We start from the raw sequence: 19,025 nt of genomic DNA, 5'->3' as shown, positions 1-19,025 counted from the left end.
ACGATCCCGATAGTGTTCGCACCGCCGCGCGGCGAAACCGCGCGGTGCCGGCGAAGGCGACGGCCCGCGGCATCGCCGCGGGCCGCGTATCGCCCTCAGTTCTGGTTGTTGGCGCTGGCCGCGCCCCACGCCGCGTAACCGCCGGCCAACAAGAACCCGCCCGCCACGTACAAGCCGATCGCGCCTTGCGAGGTCGCCATCGACTTCGCGCCGTCGATGGCCTTGTTGATCGTGGTGCCGGCGCGCACCGCCGCGCGCTCGACCGCGTTGACCGCGGTCTTGCTCGGGTCGATGTTGCTGACCGCGCTGAAGGTGCCCGAGGCCGCGCCGGTGCCGAAGCCCTGCAACGAACTCATCAGCAAACTCGCCGCGGTGATCTTCTGGCCGCTGATCGCGTCGCAGACCAAGGTCGACACGTCCTGGCCGACCATGCCCGCCACGCCCTGGGTGAGCGCGCGGAAGGCGATGGTGCCGCCGATGCTCATGCCCTGGCTCAGGCCCACCGTCGCCGGCATCGTCGCCAATCCGCTGAAGCCGCCGCCGATGGCGCCGCCGAGCGCGCCCAGGCCCATCGCCGAGAAGAAGCCCTTGGCGGTGAAGTCGCGGCCGTGCTGGATGTCGTAGGCCAGGCCGCCGGTGCCGGCGCCGCTGATCGCGCCGGTGGTGGCGCTCCAGGCCACCGAGATCGCGTTCTGCGCGATCACCTGCGCCGTGGTCAGCGGCACCGCGGTTTCCACCGCGGCCGCGCCGGCGCCCGCGCCGACTTCGGCGGCCGCCGCCGTCGCCGCGCCCGCCGCGCCTTCGATCGCGCCTTCGGCCGCCACCGCGCCGGCCGCGAGCCCGCCGCCTTCGGCCAAGGCCGCGCCCGCCGCCACGCCTTCGCCGGCCACCGTGGCGCCGGCCAGCGCCGCTTCGCCGCCGGCCACCGCCGGCGCGGCCGCGCCGAAGGTGACCACGCTGAGCGCGATGCCGGCGATCGCCAACACCGCCATCGCCGCGCCGATGCCGACCTGCGCCCACACCGAGATGTTGCCGCTGGGGTCGAGGTAGTTGATCGGGTTGTTGCTGGCGAACACGTAGGGGCTGGAGAACTGGCGCGCCGGATCCGGGCCGAGGAAACGCATCAGCGCCGGGTCGTACAAACGCGCGCCGAAGTCGTACAGGCCGGTGCCGGCGTCGTATTCCTTGCCGGCGTAGAGGAACCACCAATCGTCGCCGGCCGCCGCCAGCGGCGCGCCGAACGCGGCGTAATCGAAACGGCGCAGCGCCTGGCCCTGATCGTCGAACACCGCCCACACGCTGTGCTGGTGGTCGCTGACCGGGTACTGCAGGCGGCCGTCGTGGACCGCGACCAAGCCGTCGGGGCCCCACACGCACAGCTGCGGTTTGCCGTCGTTCCAGACCATCAGCGGAGTGCTGCCGGCGCCGCAGAAGTACAGCCGGCGATGCGCGCCTTGCTGGCGCAGCACGCGCTGATTGTTGAGCCCGCGCGCATAGCGCACGGTGTCGGCGCCGGCCGCGGCGACGGTGCTGACCGAGGCCAGCGCGGCGTCGTAACGCAGGCTCAGCCCGCGCCAATCGGTGGGCCGGCCGCTGGCGTCGTACTGGAACGACTGCCGCGGCCCGCTGCCCGATTGCGCGCTGGCGAGGCGGTCGTTGCCGGCGTGGCAGGGCGTCGACAAGGCGCTGCCGTCCACCGTCGCCGCCCAGATGTTGCCGTTGGCGTCGTAACTGTCGATCTTCAGCGTGCCGGCGCCGCCGCCGGCGACCGTGGCGCTGGCGAGGCGCTGCTGGCCGTCGTAGGCGTAGCCGATGTCGGTGCTGGCCTGCGCTTGCGCGGTGGTGCGCTGCTGGATCTGGCTGTCGGGCGTGTAGGCGAAGGTCTGCGCGAACGCCGGGGCGTTGTCGACATCGACCCGATGCGACAGCACGCAGCCGGGCGAGTCGTAATTCCACAGTTCCGACAAGCGCCCGCGCTGCGCGCTCTGCAGCTGGCCCTCGGCGTTGTAGCCGTAGCGGGCGATGGCGGCCTCGTCGCCGGGCACGCCGATGGCGACGATGTGGCCCTGATCGTCGTAGGCGTAGGTGATCGCCGCCAGCGGCGAACCGGCGGGCAGGTCGATGCGCACGACTTCGTTGAGGTTGTTGTAGGCGTAGCGCGCGCTGGCGTCGAGCGTGGCCGCGCCGCCGACCTGCAGGCGCGCGGCGACGACGTTGCCGTGCGCGTCGTAGCTCCACGATTCCACCACGGTGCAATCGCCCAGGCCGCTGCCCGGATCGGGGTTGTAGGTGGTGGTCTGGATCAGCCGGCCGAGCGCGTTGGGATCGCTGCCGTCGCCGTCGTAGCGATAGCTGCGCCCGGCCACGGCGCCGTCGGCGGCGCTGGGCCAATCGGGATTGTCCAATTGCGCGATCAGCGCGGCGCGGTTCCACGCGGCGGCGACGGCGCCTTCTTCGCTGATCCGTCCCAGCGCGTCGTAGCGCGTGTAGAGGAAGCCGGTCTGGCCGTTGTCCAGCGCCGGCTGCACGAAACGCAGCTGGCCCTTGCCGTTGTACAGACTCAAGGTGACGCCGGTATCGGGGTCTTGGTATTGCACGGCCTGACCGAGCGGATTGGTCAAGGTGTCGCGCACGAACGCCGGCGGATTGGATTGCGGCGACGTGGTGAAGGCATTGGGCAGTTGCAGCCGGCCGAGGATGCCGGCGTCGTCGCTGCCGGCGCTGAAGTTCAGCCCGACCACGCTTTGGCCGACCTTGCCGCCTTGGGGATCGGCTTGCAGCATCGCGGTCGCGCGCTGGCTGGTGTCGACCAATTGCCGCGCTTGATAGCCGCCCGGCGTGGTGGTGTCGGTGGCGTAGAACGCGCCGGCCGCGACCGGATCGCTGGCGTCGCTGGCGCCGTAGGCGGTGCGCATGGTGTGGCGCGCCGATTCGGGCACGCTGAGGATGTCGTGGATCGCCAGTTCCTTGCCGGGCTGGCCGTACTCGACCACCCGCGACTGCGCCGAACTTTCGTAGCGCGAACCGCGATACGGATAGCCCTGATCGTCGGAGCGTTGCGCGCCGCCGTCGCGTTGGCCGGCGTAGTAGTCGGCGATGTCGCCCTGCATCTTCCAAGTGTCGGCGGTGGCGCGCAGGAACGCGGCCACGTCGAGGAAGCAGGGGCGGTAGCTCAGCATCGGCGCGTTGGCGCCGGAGCCGAAACTGCCCGGCGCGGTCTTGGTGCCGGCGAGCGAGCGGTCGAGCGCGTCGTAGACCGAAGCCATGATCCGGCTGTCGCCGCCGTCGCGCTGATGCACCTGACGCTGGCGCGCGGCGCCGTCGCTGTACGACAAGCCCAGGCGCGGATCGCCGCCGTAGCCGAGCTGGCTGATGCGCAGCGCGTTGGGGCCGGTGGCGAACGCGCAGCCGGCCGAGGGTTCGGTCGCGCGCGCGGCGCTGAACAGCAATTGGCCGTCGCCGAAGAACAGCGTCTGGCCGCCGCCGAGCAGCAACAACCACTGCTGCGCCAAGTGCGGCGGCGCGGCCAGCGGCGCTTGCACCGTGCCGCCCTTCGCGTCGGTCCACGACCAGCCCTTGCCGACGGTCCAGGCGATGGTCTCGCCGTCGCCGAAGCGCAGCGACAGCGTGCCCGCGGCGGTGCCTTGCGCTTGCAGCTCGACGAAGAACGCCACCACCTCGGCGTCGCTGCCGCGTTGCCACGTCAAGGTGTCGGAATCAGTGCCGGCTTTGAGCAACTCGCCGCCCGCGCAGCTCCAGTGCGCGGCGTCGCCCGGCGCCCAGCGCGTTTGCCAGCCGTTGCCGTCGCGGAAGGTCTCGGTGATGCCGCCGGCGGCGAACTGCAAGGTCAGTTCGGCGTTCGGACTGGCGTCGTCGAAGCGGTCGCCGGCGTTGCCCTGGCGCGATTGGAAGCGCTGGTCGAGCTCTTGCCACTGGCCGTTGGCGGCGACCGCGCCGAGCGGACGGTTGAAGCGGTCGTAGCGGTTGAAATCGCAGGCGCCGGTCGCGGACATGCTGGCCAGCAGCAGGCGCGTGTCGGCCTGCCAGGACTGCACGGTCGCGTCCACGCCGAACGGGATCAGCAGCACGCCGTCGATCAAGGCCTCGGCGCTGCCGGGGTTGTCGATGCTCAACGCCAGCGACTTGCAGCCCGCCGGCAGATCGACGCTGGCGGTGAGGTAACGCCACTGGCCCTGGGTGTCGTCCAGGTCCAGGCTCAGTGGGTTCTGGCCCGGGTCGAGCTTGATCGCGCCGCGGCCGCCGATGTAGCCGGCCGGGGTCAGATAGCGCAGGCCGAACAGATAACGCGTGCGGCTCGCGCCGGGCGCCACCGCGGTGGCGATGCGGCCGCCGTTCTTCAACGCCAGACTTTGCTCGCCCAGCCACGCCTGCGAGGGCTCGGCGCGGGTGCCGCTCAAGCTCCAGCCGGCCGTGCTTTCGTAGGACTGGAACCCGCTCCACGCGCACTCGCCGCCGACCGCGCCGCGGAACACCGCCACCGGCAGGCCGAACGCGGGATCGGCGTACAGCGTCGTGCACGGCACGTCCGCGCCGTCGGCGTTCTGCAGCACGGTGCCGTCGGGCGCGCGGGTTTGCAGTTGCGTCATCGCTTGCCAGTTCGCCGGCGTTTGCCCGGGCTGCCACGCACCGAACGGGAACTCGACGGCGCCGCCGGTCCAGGCGAAGTCGGCCGCTTCGGCCATCACCTTCACGTCCTCGCCCCAGGCCGAAGCCCACTGCGCCAGCGCGGTCGCCGAGATCGCCGTGGCGACGCCGGCCTGGCTCGCGCTTTGTTCGACCACGCTGCTGACGTCGTTGATCGTGCGCGATTGCGGATACGCCTCGCAGGCGTAGCGATAGCGGCGCTCCTGCGCGTCGATCCGGCCGTCGCCGCGCACGGTCTGGCTGCTCACCGTCGCCGGCTGGCCGGTGTAGGAAGCCTTGAAACCGTCGGGAATGTAGGACGTGGTCTGACGCGAGGCGACGCCGTCGCTGGTTTGCTGCTGCGCGGTCTGCAACGCGTACGCGCCGTACAACTGGCGCACCGGCGCGGCCGGATCGTTGGGATCGCTGGCGCGCTGCACGTACGCGGTCCACTCGTACTCGGTGGCGTTGAGCGTCTTGCCCTGCGCGTCCAGCGTGGTGACGCTGTGCAGCAGGCCGTCGAGCATGTTGTACCAGTCGGCGCCGGTGACGTCGGCGTTGCCGTTGAGATAACGGCTGACCACCGAACCGTTGACCGGCTGCTGCGGGCTGCCGCCGGGATAGACCGCGGTCTGGAAGTACTTCACCACTTGCCCGCTGGCGTCGCAGGCGGCGTTGGCGGTGTCGGGCACGTAGGCGGTGGCGAAGGATTCCGATAAGCCGTCGTCGATGGTGATCGCGCTGACCGGCCAATCGCTGATCGGCCCGAGCACGGCGTCGCCGGCGTAGCGGTTGAGATAGACCGTGGTCGCCGCGTCGAGGCGGCCGGCGTCGCTGGGATAGCTGAAGAACGCCATCGGCCCGCCGGGCGAGGTGCCTTGGCTGGGCTGATCCTGTTCCTGCGGCGTCCACATCGCCTGCCGGTCGAGGATTTGCGCGGCGCCTTGCACGCCGCCGTTGCGCAGCACCAGCGCCGAGGCGGCGGTGGCGTGGCCGCTGCCGTCCTGCGCGTCGTACAGCGCGCAGGCCAGGAACGCCGGGCCTTCGTTGAGCAGCGAGGCCGAGTTGAGCTGATAGCGGTCGCTGCCGCCGGCGCCTTGATTGACCAAAGTCTGCAGGTTGGCGATGGCGTTGCCGACCGAACGTCCCCAATCGCTGGCGGTGCCGCGGAAGAACAACTGGGTGCCGACGGCGAGGTAATCCGGGCTGCCGGCGCCGATCCAGTTGGCCGTGCCCGGATGCGACTGCGGCGTGCTCAATCCCGAAATCGGCGCGGTGCTGCCGAAGCCGACTTTGCCCGGGTCGTATCCGATCAAGCGCGCCTGCGGGGCGCCGACGCTGGGCACCATCACCTGCACCGCGTAATCGGGGCCGTAGCCGTAGCGCTGCTCGCCGCCGACGATGCCGCTGGGCGCGAGCGCGCTGTTGACGCTCCATTGCGCGCCGTCGAAGCGCATCACGTTGGCCGCCACCGCGACCAGCGAGTTGCCGATCGCGCTGGGCGCCCACGAGGTCGGCCACTGGCTGTCGAAGCGGTCCTTGAACGAGAACTGGGTCGGCGCGGCGAACACGTAATCGCGGTTCCACTGCAGCAGCCAGACGTCGTAGCTGTACTCGCCCATGCCCGGACTGCCGGCGATCTTGTGCGAGATCGCCAGCAACGAGGCGTCGCCGGCCAGCGCCAGCGCATCCAGGCTGTTCAAGCGGAAGCCCAGATCCACGCCGGGCGCGCTGTGCCACGCGCCGACGGCGTCGATCCAGTCCAGGCTCACGTGCGAATTCAGATCCACGCTGGCGAGGTAATCGGCGCCGTGCGCGAACCAGCGATAGCCGAGGCCGTCGCGATGATCGTGCTGCCACGACTGGCTCGGCCAGTTCCAAGTGAACAAATCGGTCTTGCAGGTCAGCGCCGAAGGATTGGACTGCCACGCGAACACATAGCTGGCGCCGGCCGCGGTCTGCACCGTGCCGTCCTGCAGCGGCCAACGCCAGGTCGGGCTGTTGCAGCCGCCGTTGCCGCCGCCGGGGATCGCCGCGGCGACCCACTGGCCCGGCCGCGCCATGTCCTTGCGGAACAGATGCATCGCGGTGTCGGCGCTGGTCTGGTAGGACACGGCGACGAAGTCTTGCCCGGCGTCCACCGCCACCGACGACAGCGCGGTGCCGCCGCTGTCGTTCTGCAACAGCAGCGCGTTGTGCGGATCGGCCTGCCAGGGCATCCACTGGCCGGTCCAGGTGAAGATCTGCATCGCCAGACGGCCGTCGGCGGTGTTGTTCCACAGCACCACGGCGTAGTCGGGGCCGAACCAGACGCGCGGGATCGACTGCGCCGGCATCGGGCTCGGCGCGCTCACCGCGAGGCTGCGGTCGCAGATCGGCAGCGACGCGCTGGCGTACTCGTAACGCGCCACGCCGCCGGTGGGCCAGTCGATCGAGGCCAGCGCGGCGAGATTGCCGCCTTGCTTGACGTCGAGGTAATAGCCGTAGCGATAGCCCGGCAGGCTGTCGCCGTCGGCGTTGAGCAATCGCACCGCGGTCAGCAGGCGCTTGCAGGTGTCGCCGGAATCGCCCGCCACGTTCGCCACCGGCGAACCCGGCACGGGCTGGTAATCGAAATCGACCGCGAACAAGGCGCCGCCGTCGCGGTCGCGCACGTCGATGCGGTCGAGGAACAGGGTTTCGTAGCGGTCCTGGAAACCGTTGGGCGCGGTGTCGGGAACGTCCTTGTGCGGATCGGCGTACTCGCGCGGGCTGGCCGCGGTTTGCGCGCTCCACAGTTTGTCGCCGTAAGCGAATTCGGCGCTGCGGCCGTACACGTCGACGATGCGGCCGAGGTAACAGGCCTTGGTGTAGGGCAGGCCGCCGGCGGCGACCAGTTGCTCGACCTTCGGCAGCAAGCCGTCGCCGCCGCGCTCGAAGCAGTTGTACTCATAAGAGACCGATTCGCCGAAGCGGCTGTAGACCCGCTGCAGATGCCACGCGCAGGCGTACTGGCTTTGCCCCTGGGCGCGCGCGCTGCTGCCTTGCCACACCGGCACGCCGTGCGCGTCGAGCCATTGCACGCCCCATTCCACGCTGTTGCCGGCGCTGGTGCGGTAACCCTTGTCGGTCGCGCCCAAGCCGCCGCCGAAGGACATGCGCTGGCCGGCTTCGTTGGTCACCGCCCAACGCTCGTAGCGCGGGAAGTACTGCACGCGCCAAAAGCGGTAGTTGACCAGTTGGTAGGTTTCGCCGCCGTCGCTGGCGTCGAGCGTGGCGCCCAGGGTCAGCACGAACTCTTGTTCCAGCGCGTCGTCGCGCAGCGTCCACGGGCTGGCCGCGCCGACCACGACCGCGCCGGCCGACAGCGGCACGCCGTTATCGACGAAGACGCCGCGGATCGCCGCCGGCACCGCGGCGCCGTCGCGCAGTTGCGCGGCCAAGCTCTTGTCCATCGCGAACAGCAGCGGCGCCTGCGGATCGCGCACCATCGCGCTGCTGTTGCCGGCCACGGCGATGCTGTACTTGCGCAGCGCCGGCGTCGGGCAATTGCCGTCCTCCATGCGGATCGAGGCCAGCGGCAGCGTCCAGCCCAGCCCCAACACGCCGGTGGGTTGATCGCGGTTCCATCCCATCGCTTGACGGTTGACGTTGCTCTGGTACTGGATCGACAAGTCGATCTGCAAGCCGTCGTTGTCGCTGCGGCCGGGCAGCGAGAACAGGGTCTGGGTGTGGTTGACGTCGCCGCGGAACAGATTGACGCTGCTCTTGAGCACGCCGACGGTGCTGGCATCCATCTGGAAGGTGCGGATGCTGGGCACGCTGGAACCGGAAGGGGCGGACATGGAGGCCTCCAACAAAAAAGTAGGGAGCGCTGCGGCCGTGGGCCGCAGCGCGGGCGGGCGTCAGAAGCCGAAGACCACGCCGGTGACGTAGCTGGTGTTGTTGTCCTGCACGTGGCCGCTGCCGTCGTGCAGCACCGCCGAGCCGGTCACGTCCACCTGGTTGCCGCCGGCGCTGGCGCAGGAGAACGAGGCGCCGATGGTCTGGACGTGATGGTCGTCGCCGGAGAAATCGACGTTGAAGCCGGTCAGCAGCGCGTAGTAGGCGTTCATGGCCTTGGCGAAGCTGAGGCGCTGGCTGCTGTTCTGCAGGTTCTGGCTGGCCACCACCAGCAGCGGCTGCGAGGTGTCGCAGCTGGCGACGAGGCCGCCGTCGACGGTGCCGCTGGCGAAGTTGCCGCTGCCGTCGTACATCTGCGCATCGGACTTGATGCTGGCCTGGGTGCCGCTGAGCTGGGTGCCGACCGAGGCGTCGGCGGCCTTCATGTGGTGGTCGCCGCCGCTGTAGGACAGGTTGAAACCGGCCAACACCGACTGCAGCACGCTCGGAATCGCGCACGGCACCACGATCGAACCGCCGCTGCTGCCGCTGGGGATGTTGCTGGCGTTGCCGAAGCGGATGGAGTCGTTGTTGGTGTCGACGATGGCGATCGACACCACGCCGATCGACGACTTCGACGGATCCAGGCTGTTGCCGCTGCTGTCGACCAAGGTCGCCTTCGGCACGATGGTCAGCTGGCTGCCTTGCTGGTTGACGCTCAGGCCCACGCCGACGGTTTTGACGTGATGATCGCCGCTGCCGAAGCTCAGCGAAAATTGGTTGATGCCGGCCACCTGCTGCATGATCTGGCCGGAGAACTGGAAGGTGCAGCTCTCGTTGGGCTTCACGGTTCTGAATTGGCATTCCAGCTTCATTGCGGACTCCTTGACGGATGTAGGGACGAACGGGTCCGTGCCCGCGCGGCGCGCGGGAGCGGGGTGATGCGCGAAGATCGGTGGAGCGGGGCGCTGCGATCAGCCGGCGTAGCCGATCACCACCGCGCTGACATGGCTGATCGCGTCGTCCTGGCGATGGCCGGAGTCGTCGTTGAGCCAGGTGGCGCCGTTGACTTCGGCGAAGCCCGGCCCGGTGTCGCCCAGGCTGACGCTGGCGCCGACGGTGGTGACTTCATGATCGTCGTTGCCGCCCGGATATTGCATGCGGAAACCGGTCAGCATGATTTGGTAGGTATCGATCGACTTGGAGCCGAACTCGATGCGTTTGTCGCGCGCGAGGTTCTGCATATCGCCGGTAGAGAGGATCTGCATCGGCAGCGTGGGATCGCAGTGGGCGAGCAAGCCGCCGTCGACGCTGGCCACGCTGGCGCGATGGCCGGTGCCGTCGTACATCTGCGCGCTGCCGCTGAGCTTGACCTGACTGCCGGACTGCGAGGTGCCGACGCCGGCTTCGAGCGTTCTGAGGTAGTGATCGGCGGCGCCGTAGGACAGATCGAAACCGGACAACACCGCGGTGCGCACCAAGGGCGCGGTGCAGGCGACCGCGATCGGCGGACTGCTGCCGCCGCTTTCGATGTCGTATTCGTTGGCCAAGGTCAGGCTCGGATCGTCGACGCCGGTCCAGGCGATGGCCACCACGTCGACGCTGGAACCGTGCACGTCCAGGGTATGGCCGCTGCTGTCGTTGAGCGCGGCGTGCACTTCCACCGAGAGTTGCTTGCCGCTGTAGGAAGACGTGAGCAACACGCTCAAGGTCTGCACATCGTGATCGACGCCGGCGCCGTAACTGAGATTGAAACCGCGGATGCCGACCGCGACCTTGGCGATGTCGCCGTCGAAATCGTGGCTGAAATTGCGGTTGGGGCGGACGCTACCGGAAGCGAATTCGAGCGGCATGGCGGATTCCTTGAAAGACTCGTTGCGGTGGCGCCGGCAAGGCTTCGCCGACGCGGCGCCATGCGTGGGCGCGCGGTCGAGTTCTTGCGGACGGACACCGGCGAGCGAAGCGACGCACCCCTTCGGTGCGCTTCGCGCCTGTTGCGTTCAAGCAGTTGGATAGACGCGAAAAGCCGCGAAGAGGGGACACGCGTTCGCGCGATTTCTTTCGCCGCTGCACGATATTTTGCGAAGCGCTGTCGAGATGTGCGTCGGCAAATGTGATGCGCGTCTTGATTCGCGTGTTGTCGATATCGAAGGGCGTGGCTCGGGTCGAACTAGGGTCGTTCGCGAGACTGAAGACGTTTATCCAAGCGAGGACGACAGCGCGCCGCGCATACGTTGAAGTTCGGATGGGCGCTCGCTCGCGTCGTCTTCGGCGAGAGGCGGGAACTCCGCTTCGCGACGCCGCACTCGCATTAGAATGAGGCCGCGGACAAGGAGCGCGGCCGGAGCCATCGCGTCCGCGAATCGAATCGGGACCGGCCTACAGGGGGCAAGGATGAAGTTCGCGATCGCGGCGGCGCTGCTGTCGCTCGCGTGTTCGGCGCAGGCGCAGATGGTTTACAAATGTGTCGGCAAGGGCGGGGCGCTGTCGTACCAAAGCGATCCCTGCGAGTCGGGCGTCGCGGCGAAAGCTTGGGCGGCCACGCCGGAACCGCCGCCGAGCGCGGCGCAACTGCGCGCCCGGGAGTACGCGCGGCAACGAGCGCAGGTCGAATCGCAGGAACTCGCGGCCCGGGCCGGCCGTTGGCCCGGTCACTCGCACGGCGAAGCTCAGGGCGCGGCGATTCCCATCGGCGGCAACGCGTGCGCGAAGGCGCGCGCGGAGCGCGACGAATGGCTGAAGAGTCCGCAAGGCCGCGACGCTGGGATCGACGGCCGTCGGGTATGGCACGAATATGTCTGGAATGCCTGCAAATGAACTCTCGCCGACAGCAGAGGAGGGAGCGGGCGCTGCCTTACCCGCTTCGCTCCACCGCCGGACCGCGCGACACTCGATTAAGCCTTAGGGCCATTGACCGCCCACTGCGCCGCGAACGCCCGCTGATACGCCGGCCGCGCTTCGCCGCGGGCGACATAAGCGGCCAGTCGCGGAAACTCGTCGAGCAGACCCGACGGACGCAGCCGCAGCAGCACCGACACCATCATCAAATCGCCGGCGCTGAACCCACCGTCGAGCCAATCGGCCTCGCCCAGGCGCGCGGAGAGTTGATTCATGCGATGGCGGATGCGTTCTTGCACCAGCGGCATGCGTTCCTGCGCCCAGGGCTTGTCGCTTTCGACAATCCGCGCGGTGACCAGATCGAGAATCGGCGGCTCCACGGTGTTCACCGCGGCGAACATCCAGGTGATCGCGCGCGCGCGGGCGTCGGCATCGGCGGGCAGCAAGCCGCCGTGGCGTTCGGCGATGTGGAAGACGATGGAGCCGGTTTCGAACAAACCCAGATCGTCTTCCTCGTAAGTCGGGATCATGCCGAACGGGTGCAGGCTCAGGTGCGCGGGTTCCTTCATCGCCTGGAACGAAACCAGGCGGACCGCATAAGGCAGGCCCGCTTCTTCCAGCGCCCAGCGCACGCGCGTGTCGCGGGCCAGACCCTTGCCGCCGTCGGGCGAGCGTTCGAAGGCGGTGATGGTGATCGTCATCGGTAAGACCTCGTCGTTGGGTGATCGGCCATGGCGCCGCCGAACCGGCCGGACGCCGCGCGGGCGTCGGTGCAGTATCGGCGGCTGTCATGGGAACGACGAACGGCGGAGGACGATTTCGACATGCGATCCGCGCCGAGATCGCTCAGGGGCGCGGCGGCGCCGGGGCGGCGCCCGTCCGCGCGCTCGCCGGCGGCAGCGGGGATCGCGCCGCGTCGGTCGCCTCGCGCGGCTTCATTTCATCGCGACGGCTTTGCTCGCTTCCTCTTGGTTGCGCGTCGCGGCTTGCTGTTCCTGCGCCGGGGCGTGCGCTTGCTGCTGACGCGCGTCGGCGACTTGTTGCTGGCGCTGATCGGCCGGAACCGCCAGCGCGTCGCGGGTCGGCATGCTCGCCCAGTTCGCCTGCGGGTCGGGCGAGGCGCCGGGGCCGCTGCGCGCGACGAAAAAGTTCGCGCCCGCCGCGACGTTGCCGTTCGCCGGACTCAAGCCGACCTGGAGGGTGTCGCCCGGCTTGAAGCCCTTTTGCTCGGCCATCAGCAGGGCGCTCGCGCTCAGCCGCTCGCTGTGATCGTCCCAAGGCTTGCCGATCGATTGGTCCAGGCCGCGCACGCCGGCGCGGATCTTGTCCTGCAAGGGATCGCTTTGCGGCGCGGCGGCGGGCGCCGGCGCGGCCGGTTGAGCGGCGACCGCGGGCGCCGGCGTCGCGGCGCCGGCCTGCGTGGCCGCGACCGCCTTGCCGTTGTCGACCACGGCGGCATCGAGCTTGAACGGCGGCAGCGGATTCGGCCCGTTCCGGTCGGGCTGCGCGATCTTGTCCAAGCGATCGGCGAAACGGCCGACGCCTTCGCGGCCCAGTTCGGCGCCGAGCCACAAACCGAATTGCTCGCTGCCCTTGTTCGCGGTTTTTTCCTGCAGCGCCTTGATCGCCTGGTTGGAATTGTCGCCTTCCAAGTTCGGCGAGACCGCCTGGACCCGCGACTTGAGCGCCTGCATTTGCGCCTCGTCGAACTTCAGCGTGAAGTCCTGGCCGGGGCGAACGGGGCCGTCGGCGCGCCCGGTGAGCGCGTGGTTGAGCTTCTCGGCGGCCTCCTTCTGCTGCGCCGGGTCCAGGCCGCTGAGCTTGACCTCATACTCGTAGCTGCGCTGCGACGGAATTTCCGCGCCGTTCTCGTCGTAGAAACGGCGACCGCGCACCGGCACGGCGTCGATGGCGTTGGTGTAGGTTTCGGCGAAAGACTTGTCCGGGTACTGCGTGCGGGTGGTGCCGCTGGGCGCGCCCTCGAAGCTCAACGCGCTTTTCCCCTCCAGTTCCAGCTCCGTTCCGCCGACCGCGCCGTTGATCTTGACGTTGGTCTCGACTTTGAAGCCGTCTTTCCAGGTGTAGCCGGTTTCGGTGGTCACGCTGCCGACGCCGGGCGTCTTGGCCGCGATTTGGCCGGTGGAAATGAAATGCGAATAAGCCGCCTGACCCGAGGGCGTGGCGATGTCGAAGCTGGCCGACACCTGCTGCTTGTCTTCGTAGCGGCCGCCGAACTCCACCGACCCGCCGACGCCGGTGCCGACCTTGACGCCCTTGATCTCCGCCTCGGCGTCGAACTTGCCGCTCAGGCCCAGCGGCGTGCGCAGTTTCTCGCTGTCGGCGATCGACACGTTGACCACCGTGCCGGTGCGCGAGACCGAAACGCTGTGGCCGGGCGTGCGGGTCACTCCGTCGGTAGCGGTGAAATGGCCGTAGGACAGACGCGATTCGCTCTTGGAGAACGCCTCGGATTCCTTGATGACGGTGACGCCTTCGGGAATGGTGGTCGGATCGTAAGGATTGATCTTCGCCGCCTGGCCGGCGCGATCGATCTGGGTTTCGCCGGGCCGGTTGGGGATCGTCACCGTGTAGCTGGTGCTTTGCTTGCGTTCCTCTTCGTGGCCGAGGCCGAGGCCTTTGTCGCGCCCCTGGGCGGTGGCGGCGAAGCTGGTGGCCAACTCGGATTTGACCTTGAATTCGGTGGCGTTCGCCGCGGTCGCCTTCACCGACACTTCGCTGGTGCCGACCACCTGTTGCACGCCGGCCAATCCCTGGGTCTTGTCGCCGACTTCGGTCTTGGCCGCGTTCGAGTTCGCGACGCTGACGGTGATTTCGCCGTTGCCGGGATTCCAGACGACTTCCTGCGCCGTCTTGTATTTGACTTCCTGTCCCGTCGCGGTTTTTTGCGTATGGCTCTCGCTCACCGTGCCCGACAGCTCGGTCTTGAATTCGCGCTGGGCCGCGACGAACGGGCCGTCGACGCGTTCGCGCACGCTCTGCGGCTGCGGCGGAATCGCCAGCGGCGCGCCCGGGGCGGGCAGCGAGTCGGCGCGCAGCAGCGCCGCATTGGCGTCGCGCATCAGCTGTTCGCGAAACAGTTCGGGATTGGCCCGCAAGATCGCGGCCGAAGAGACGCCGTGGCGCACGGCGAGATCGCCGAGGGTTTCGCCCTGCGCGGCCTGATCGGTCGGGAGGGCGCCGGCGGCGCTGGGGGAAACGGCTGCATTCATGGTGCGTGTCTTCCTGGACGGGGCGCCCGGCGCGTCGCGCAGGCCGCAGGGTTCGATCCGGACCGTTCCGGTTCGGACGCCGAGCGCCGAGGCCGCGAGCGGCCCGGCCTTGCGTCGGCGGATCGCGCCGACCGTTCGGCCGACGCCGGCCAGCCCCTGTTCCGGCCGCACCGCGCAACGCAAGCGCCTCCGTTCTACCGCGTCGCGGCGCCACGGAGGGCTCGATCAGGATTCAGATGAATCATTCAGCCGAATTCAGCACATGGGGGCGCCCGTCGAGCGTGACGGGCGCCACAGTAATCGCCGTGTTCGCGCCGCGTCGCAGCCGCGCGGCGGCCGTCGGCGAATGAGCCGAGGCTTCGCGCGTTCGCGCATCGCGCGTGTGCGAGCGTTTTCCGATGCCGCGCGGCCGATTCCCCGCCCACGGGACGAAGAACCCGGCCTGCCGCGACGCCCGCCTCAGTAGTCGAAGCGCACCCGCAAGCCCACCGTGCGCGGATCGTTCCAATACGCACGAATGAACCCGCCGGCATCGTCGGCCCAGTTCTTGCTCATCTTGTCGGTGGCGTTGAGCACGTACAGCTCGGCGCGCCAGAACGACGGCGACTTCAAACTCAAACTCGCATCGACCGTCGTGTACGCCTTCTGCGCGTCGGAGACATGGGCGTTGTCGAGGTTGCGCAGGGTGAAGTACATCTTGTCCTGCCACTTCACGCTGGCCCACGGCACCAGCTCGTAGCCGTTGGCGAACTTGAAGGTGTGCGAGACGTTGACGCCGGCGGTGAACTTCGGCGTCATCGGCAGATGATGGCCGGTGATGTCGTAGATCTGGCGGCCGGCCAGCTGCGGGTCGGAGCCCTGGTACGGCTCGGGACACGGCGGCGCGCCGAACTCGGCGCGCACGCCGCAGTTCCATTCGTCGCTGAAGGTCGGGTAGTCCTTGATCTTGCTGTCGATGTAGGAGAAGAAGCCGCCGATGCGGGTGTTGGGCGTGGGCAGGTAGTCCACTTCCACTTCCAGGCCCGGGATGTTGACCACGCCGACGTTGACCGTCTGCCATTTCTTGATCACGTCGCAGGTCGGGTTTTGCGCCGGACAGGGTTCCTCGACATGCACCTTCGACGCGTAGAAGTCGCCGGTGACCTGCATGTCCTTGTAGCGGCTGTAGAACGCGGTCACCGACAGGCTCAGGCGCTTGTCCAGCAGCAGGCCCTTATAGCCGATCTCGAAGTTGGTGACGGTCTCGGGCTTGTACGGGAAGAAGGTGTAGTGCGGGCCCGGCGGGCCGTCGATGCAGACCTTGCCGTCGCAGGCGTCGTCCTTGTCGCCGAAGCCGCCGGCCTTGTAGCCGGTGGACAGCGAGGCGAACACGATCTCGTCGTCGGACAGATTCTTGGTCAGGCCCAGGCGGTAAGTGAACTTGCGCCAGGATTCGGAATGCGCGTTCTCGGCCGGCGGCCCCCACAGCTTGTACGCGTCGATGCCGGCGAACGGGCCCATCTGGTGGGTCAGGTCGCGGCCGTTGTGCGGGCGAAAGCCCGGTTCGCCCGGCGTGCCCGGATCGTAGTGGCCGTTGTAATAAGCGGTGGATTCTGTGTCCCAGCCGCCGTACACGCGGCCGCCGCGGTCGGTCTTGGCGTCGCGGCTGTAGCGCGCGCCCATGGTCGCGGTCCAGGTCGGCGCGAAGCGCCAGTCGGCCTGGGTGAAGATCGCCTTGGCGTCGATCTGGCGATTGGGCTGGTGGTAGTACTGGCTGATCGGATAACCGTAAGGCGCGTTGACCAGCATCTCCTGCGCGTAGTCGATCGCGTTCTTCTCGCGCATCCAGAACAGGCCCGACACCAAGCTCAGGCGCTCGCCCTGATGCTTGAACTGCAGCTCGTGCACGAACGACTTGTACTTCGAGTCCAGAGTGATCGAGGTGTTGTCGCGGATCGGCCAGATGCCCCAGTCGCCCTCGGCCGGCACCGGCCAGGTGGCGGTCACTTGCGAGGGAATCTCGTGATAGCCGCCGTCGTCGTCGGCGATTTGCGAGCGCTTCTGCACGGCGAAGGCGAAGTTGTATTCGATGCTGTTGGCGTCGCTGAGGAACCAGCTGAGGTTGGAGCGCACCGTGTCGATGGACATGTCGGTCTTGCCGGGCACGTTGATCTTCACGTCCCACTTGCCGCCGGTGCAGGCGAAGCGGGTGCCGGCGGCCTGATCGCAGTCCTTCAGCGCGACCTGGCCGGCGCCGTCGTTCTGGAACTTCTCGTAGGCCAGCAGCCACTCGACGCTGTCGCTGAAGGCGAAGCGCGCGGCCAGACGCACCGCCCATTCGTCGCGGTTGTAGTAGTACTTGTCGCGGCCGACCTTGACGTTGCGGCGCTGGTCCACGTCCGGGATGCCGTCGGGGATGAAGCCGCGTTCGGGGATGTTGGCGTCGGTGAAGTCCTGCTGCTGATGGATCCAGCCGTCGCGCTCGACCTTGGTCGCCGACAGGCGCAGGGCGAAGCGGTCGTTCACGGCGATGTTCTGGATCAGGTTGAGCTGGCGCAGGTTGTAGCTGCCCACGTCGATCTCGGCGCTGCCGAAGGTCGAATCGAAGCGCGGCTTGGCCGGGATGATGTTGATGCTGCCGCCGGTGGAGTTGCGCCCGAACAGCGTGCCTTGCGGGCCGCGCAGCACTTCGACCTGATCGACGTCGAACATCAGCGCCAGCGCGCCTTGCGGCCGCGGCGAGTACAAACCGCCCACGTGCAGGCCGACGGCCGGGTCGCCGATCTCGGTGAAGTTGTTGGCGCCGATGCCGCGGATGCTGACCTGCACGCCCGAATCCGGGCCCGAAGCGATCTGCACGTTCGGCATCTTGCCGGACAGGCCGCGCACGTCGCGCACGCCTTCGCGGGTCAACGCGTCCTGGGTGACGGCGGTGACCGTCACCGGCGTTTTCAGCAGATCCGATTCCAGGCGCGTGGCGGACACGCGCACGGTTTCCAGGGTGGCGCGGGCGTCGCCCGCGTCGGTCTGGCCGGCGTCGGCGCGCGCGGCCTCGGCCTGCTTGTCTTGCCCGGCCGCGGCGGACTGCGCCATCGCCGGCGCGGCGGCGCAGCCGATCAAGACCGCGGCCACCGCGGCGGCGAGGCCGGTCGGTCGAACCTCGCGGGGATGCTTTTTCATCGTTGGCTCCTGGTTGTGCGGCGACTCGGGCCGGCGGGCCCGCGCGGTGGCGCTGTGGCCCGGGTCAGGGCGAGGCGGGCGTGTTCTTGGCGGAGTACACGGTCTGGTTGCGGACCAAGGGCTTGGCCCACAGCGAGACGCTGAGGATGTAGAGCAAGGGGAGGACGACCAGCGACAGGCCGATGCGCAGGCCCCAGTGGTCGGCGATCACGCCGATCAGCAACGGCACCACGGCGCCGCCGAGGATGCCGGTGCACAGGATTCCCGAGAACGCGCCGTGGTGTTGGCTGACCGAGTTGAGGCCCAGCGAGAAGATCACCGAGAACATCACCGACAAGAAAAAGCCCGCGGCCGGAAACGCCTGCAGGGACACGGCCGCGGAACCGAGGAGGGCGAGGGCGAGGCAGCCGATGGCCAGCGTCGCGAAGATCGCCAGCACCCACTTGGAATCCAGCAGTTTCAGCAGCCCCAGTCCGACCAGACAGCCCAGCGACATCAAGCCCCAGAAGCGGCTGACCGCGATCGCGCCTTGTTCGGTGGCCGACAGGCCGTGGTAGCTGTGCAGGAACTGCGACATCCAATTGGCGAGCGATTGCTCGGTGCCGACATAGGCGACGATGGCGAGAAAGAACAGGCGCACGTCGCGGCGCCGCAGCAGGCTGCGATAGGCTTCGCGGCTGCCGGCGCGCTCGTCGTCCTTCAATTCCACCGCCGGCAGCGGCAGCTTGTAGTTGAGCAGGGCCAGCAGCACGAAGGCGGCGCTGAAGTACCAATAGAAGTTCAGCCACGCCAGCGGTTGTCCTTCCACGCCGGGCCGCTGCATGTAGAGCCGGAACGCGAGCGGGCTGAGGAAGGAGGCGAGGCCGAACACCAGCTGCGCCATCACCGAGAAGAAGGCGAAGTGCTGCTCGCCGCCGGCGGTGCGCATCAGCGGGTTGATCACCACCTGCAACAGCGCCATCCCCAACCCGATCACGAACAGGCCGGCCACGACCGAGACGTAGCCGGGAATCAGCGCGATGGCCAGCGCGCCGAGGAAGTTCAGCGCGAACGCGGCGAACAAGGTGAAGCGGGTGCCGCGGATTTCGATCAGCAGCCCGCCGGGAATCGAGATCAGGCCGTAGGCGAGGAAGAACGAGAACGGCATGAAGCCGGCCATGGTCAGGCTGAGCTTGAAGTCCTGGATCGCGATCGGCATCAGCGGCCCGATCAGATTGGTGATGAAGGAGATCGCGAACCAGATCAGGAGGAGGTAGCCGATGATCAAGGGCCGGTGCTTCATGCGCGTGCCTC

General features: G+C 68.5%; 8 protein-coding genes. 1 reads left to right on the top strand and 7 read right to left on the bottom strand.

Translation table 11 applies throughout. The annotated features are described in order from the left end of the window. Window positions 1–95: 95 nt before the first annotated feature. The 3 genes from J5226_RS17415 to J5226_RS17405 form a co-directional block, all read right to left on the bottom strand. The gene (locus J5226_RS17415) at window positions 96–8,468 is read right to left on the bottom strand and encodes an RHS repeat-associated core domain-containing protein (protein ID WP_215835693.1); all 8,373 of its coding nucleotides are present in this window, start codon (window positions 8,466–8,468) and stop codon (window positions 96–98) included. A 60-nt stretch (window positions 8,469–8,528) separates the two neighbouring features. Further along, window positions 8,529–9,380, bottom strand: a complete 852-nt coding sequence (locus J5226_RS17410) for a hypothetical protein (RefSeq protein ID WP_215835692.1) — start codon at window positions 9,378–9,380, stop codon at window positions 8,529–8,531. Between the two features lie 99 nt (window positions 9,381–9,479). Then, on the bottom strand, window positions 9,480–10,358 hold the full coding sequence (locus J5226_RS17405) for a hypothetical protein (protein ID WP_215835691.1): 879 nt from the start codon (window positions 10,356–10,358) through the stop codon (window positions 9,480–9,482). A 541-nt stretch (window positions 10,359–10,899) separates the two neighbouring features. On the opposite strand from J5226_RS17405, the gene J5226_RS17400 reads away from it, so the two are divergent. Further along, a complete protein-coding gene (locus J5226_RS17400) occupies window positions 10,900–11,322 on the top strand; it encodes a DUF4124 domain-containing protein (RefSeq protein ID WP_215835690.1) in 423 nt (140 codons plus the stop codon). A gap of 77 nt (window positions 11,323–11,399) precedes the next feature. Here J5226_RS17400 and J5226_RS17395 read toward each other — a convergent pair whose 3' ends face one another. The 4 genes from J5226_RS17395 to J5226_RS17380 form a co-directional block, all read right to left on the bottom strand. Further along, window positions 11,400–12,044, bottom strand: a complete 645-nt coding sequence (locus J5226_RS17395; protein ID WP_215835689.1) for a glutathione S-transferase family protein — start codon at window positions 12,042–12,044, stop codon at window positions 11,400–11,402. Between the two features lie 234 nt (window positions 12,045–12,278). Beyond that, window positions 12,279–14,573, bottom strand: coding sequence for a LysM domain-containing protein (locus tag J5226_RS17390; protein WP_215835688.1), 2,295 nt, complete (start codon window positions 14,571–14,573; stop codon window positions 12,279–12,281). 459 nt (window positions 14,574–15,032) lie between these two features. Next, window positions 15,033–17,732: a TonB-dependent receptor gene (locus J5226_RS17385; RefSeq protein ID WP_215835687.1), complete on the bottom strand. Its 2,700-nt coding sequence runs from the start codon at window positions 17,730–17,732 to the stop codon at window positions 15,033–15,035. 64 nt (window positions 17,733–17,796) lie between these two features. Then, window positions 17,797–19,014, bottom strand: a complete 1,218-nt coding sequence (locus J5226_RS17380) for an MFS transporter (RefSeq protein ID WP_215835686.1) — start codon at window positions 19,012–19,014, stop codon at window positions 17,797–17,799. Window positions 19,015–19,025 lie beyond the last annotated feature (11 nt).

This window comes from Lysobacter sp. K5869, assembly GCF_018847975.1.
Lineage (GTDB): Bacteria > Pseudomonadota > Gammaproteobacteria > Xanthomonadales > Xanthomonadaceae > Lysobacter.
Note: the sequence above shows the minus strand (reverse complement) of the source record. Positions and strands in the feature narration are given on the sequence as shown.

Coding starts and splice junctions, on each gene's coding strand:
- J5226_RS17405 (WP_215835691.1), bottom strand. CDS start 10,358: ATGCCGCTCGAATTCGCTTCCGGTAGCGTCCGCCCCAACCGCAATTTC.
- J5226_RS17415 (WP_215835693.1), bottom strand. CDS start 8,468: ATGTCCGCCCCTTCCGGTTCCAGCGTGCCCAGCATCCGCACCTTCCAG.
- J5226_RS17385 (WP_215835687.1), bottom strand. CDS start 17,732: ATGAAAAAGCATCCCCGCGAGGTTCGACCGACCGGCCTCGCCGCCGCG.
- J5226_RS17395 (WP_215835689.1), bottom strand. CDS start 12,044: ATGACGATCACCATCACCGCCTTCGAACGCTCGCCCGACGGCGGCAAG.
- J5226_RS17390 (WP_215835688.1), bottom strand. CDS start 14,573: ATGAATGCAGCCGTTTCCCCCAGCGCCGCCGGCGCCCTCCCGACCGAT.
- J5226_RS17410 (WP_215835692.1), bottom strand. CDS start 9,380: ATGAAGCTGGAATGCCAATTCAGAACCGTGAAGCCCAACGAGAGCTGC.
- J5226_RS17400 (WP_215835690.1), top strand. CDS start 10,900: ATGAAGTTCGCGATCGCGGCGGCGCTGCTGTCGCTCGCGTGTTCGGCG.
- J5226_RS17380 (WP_215835686.1), bottom strand. CDS start 19,014: ATGAAGCACCGGCCCTTGATCATCGGCTACCTCCTCCTGATCTGGTTC.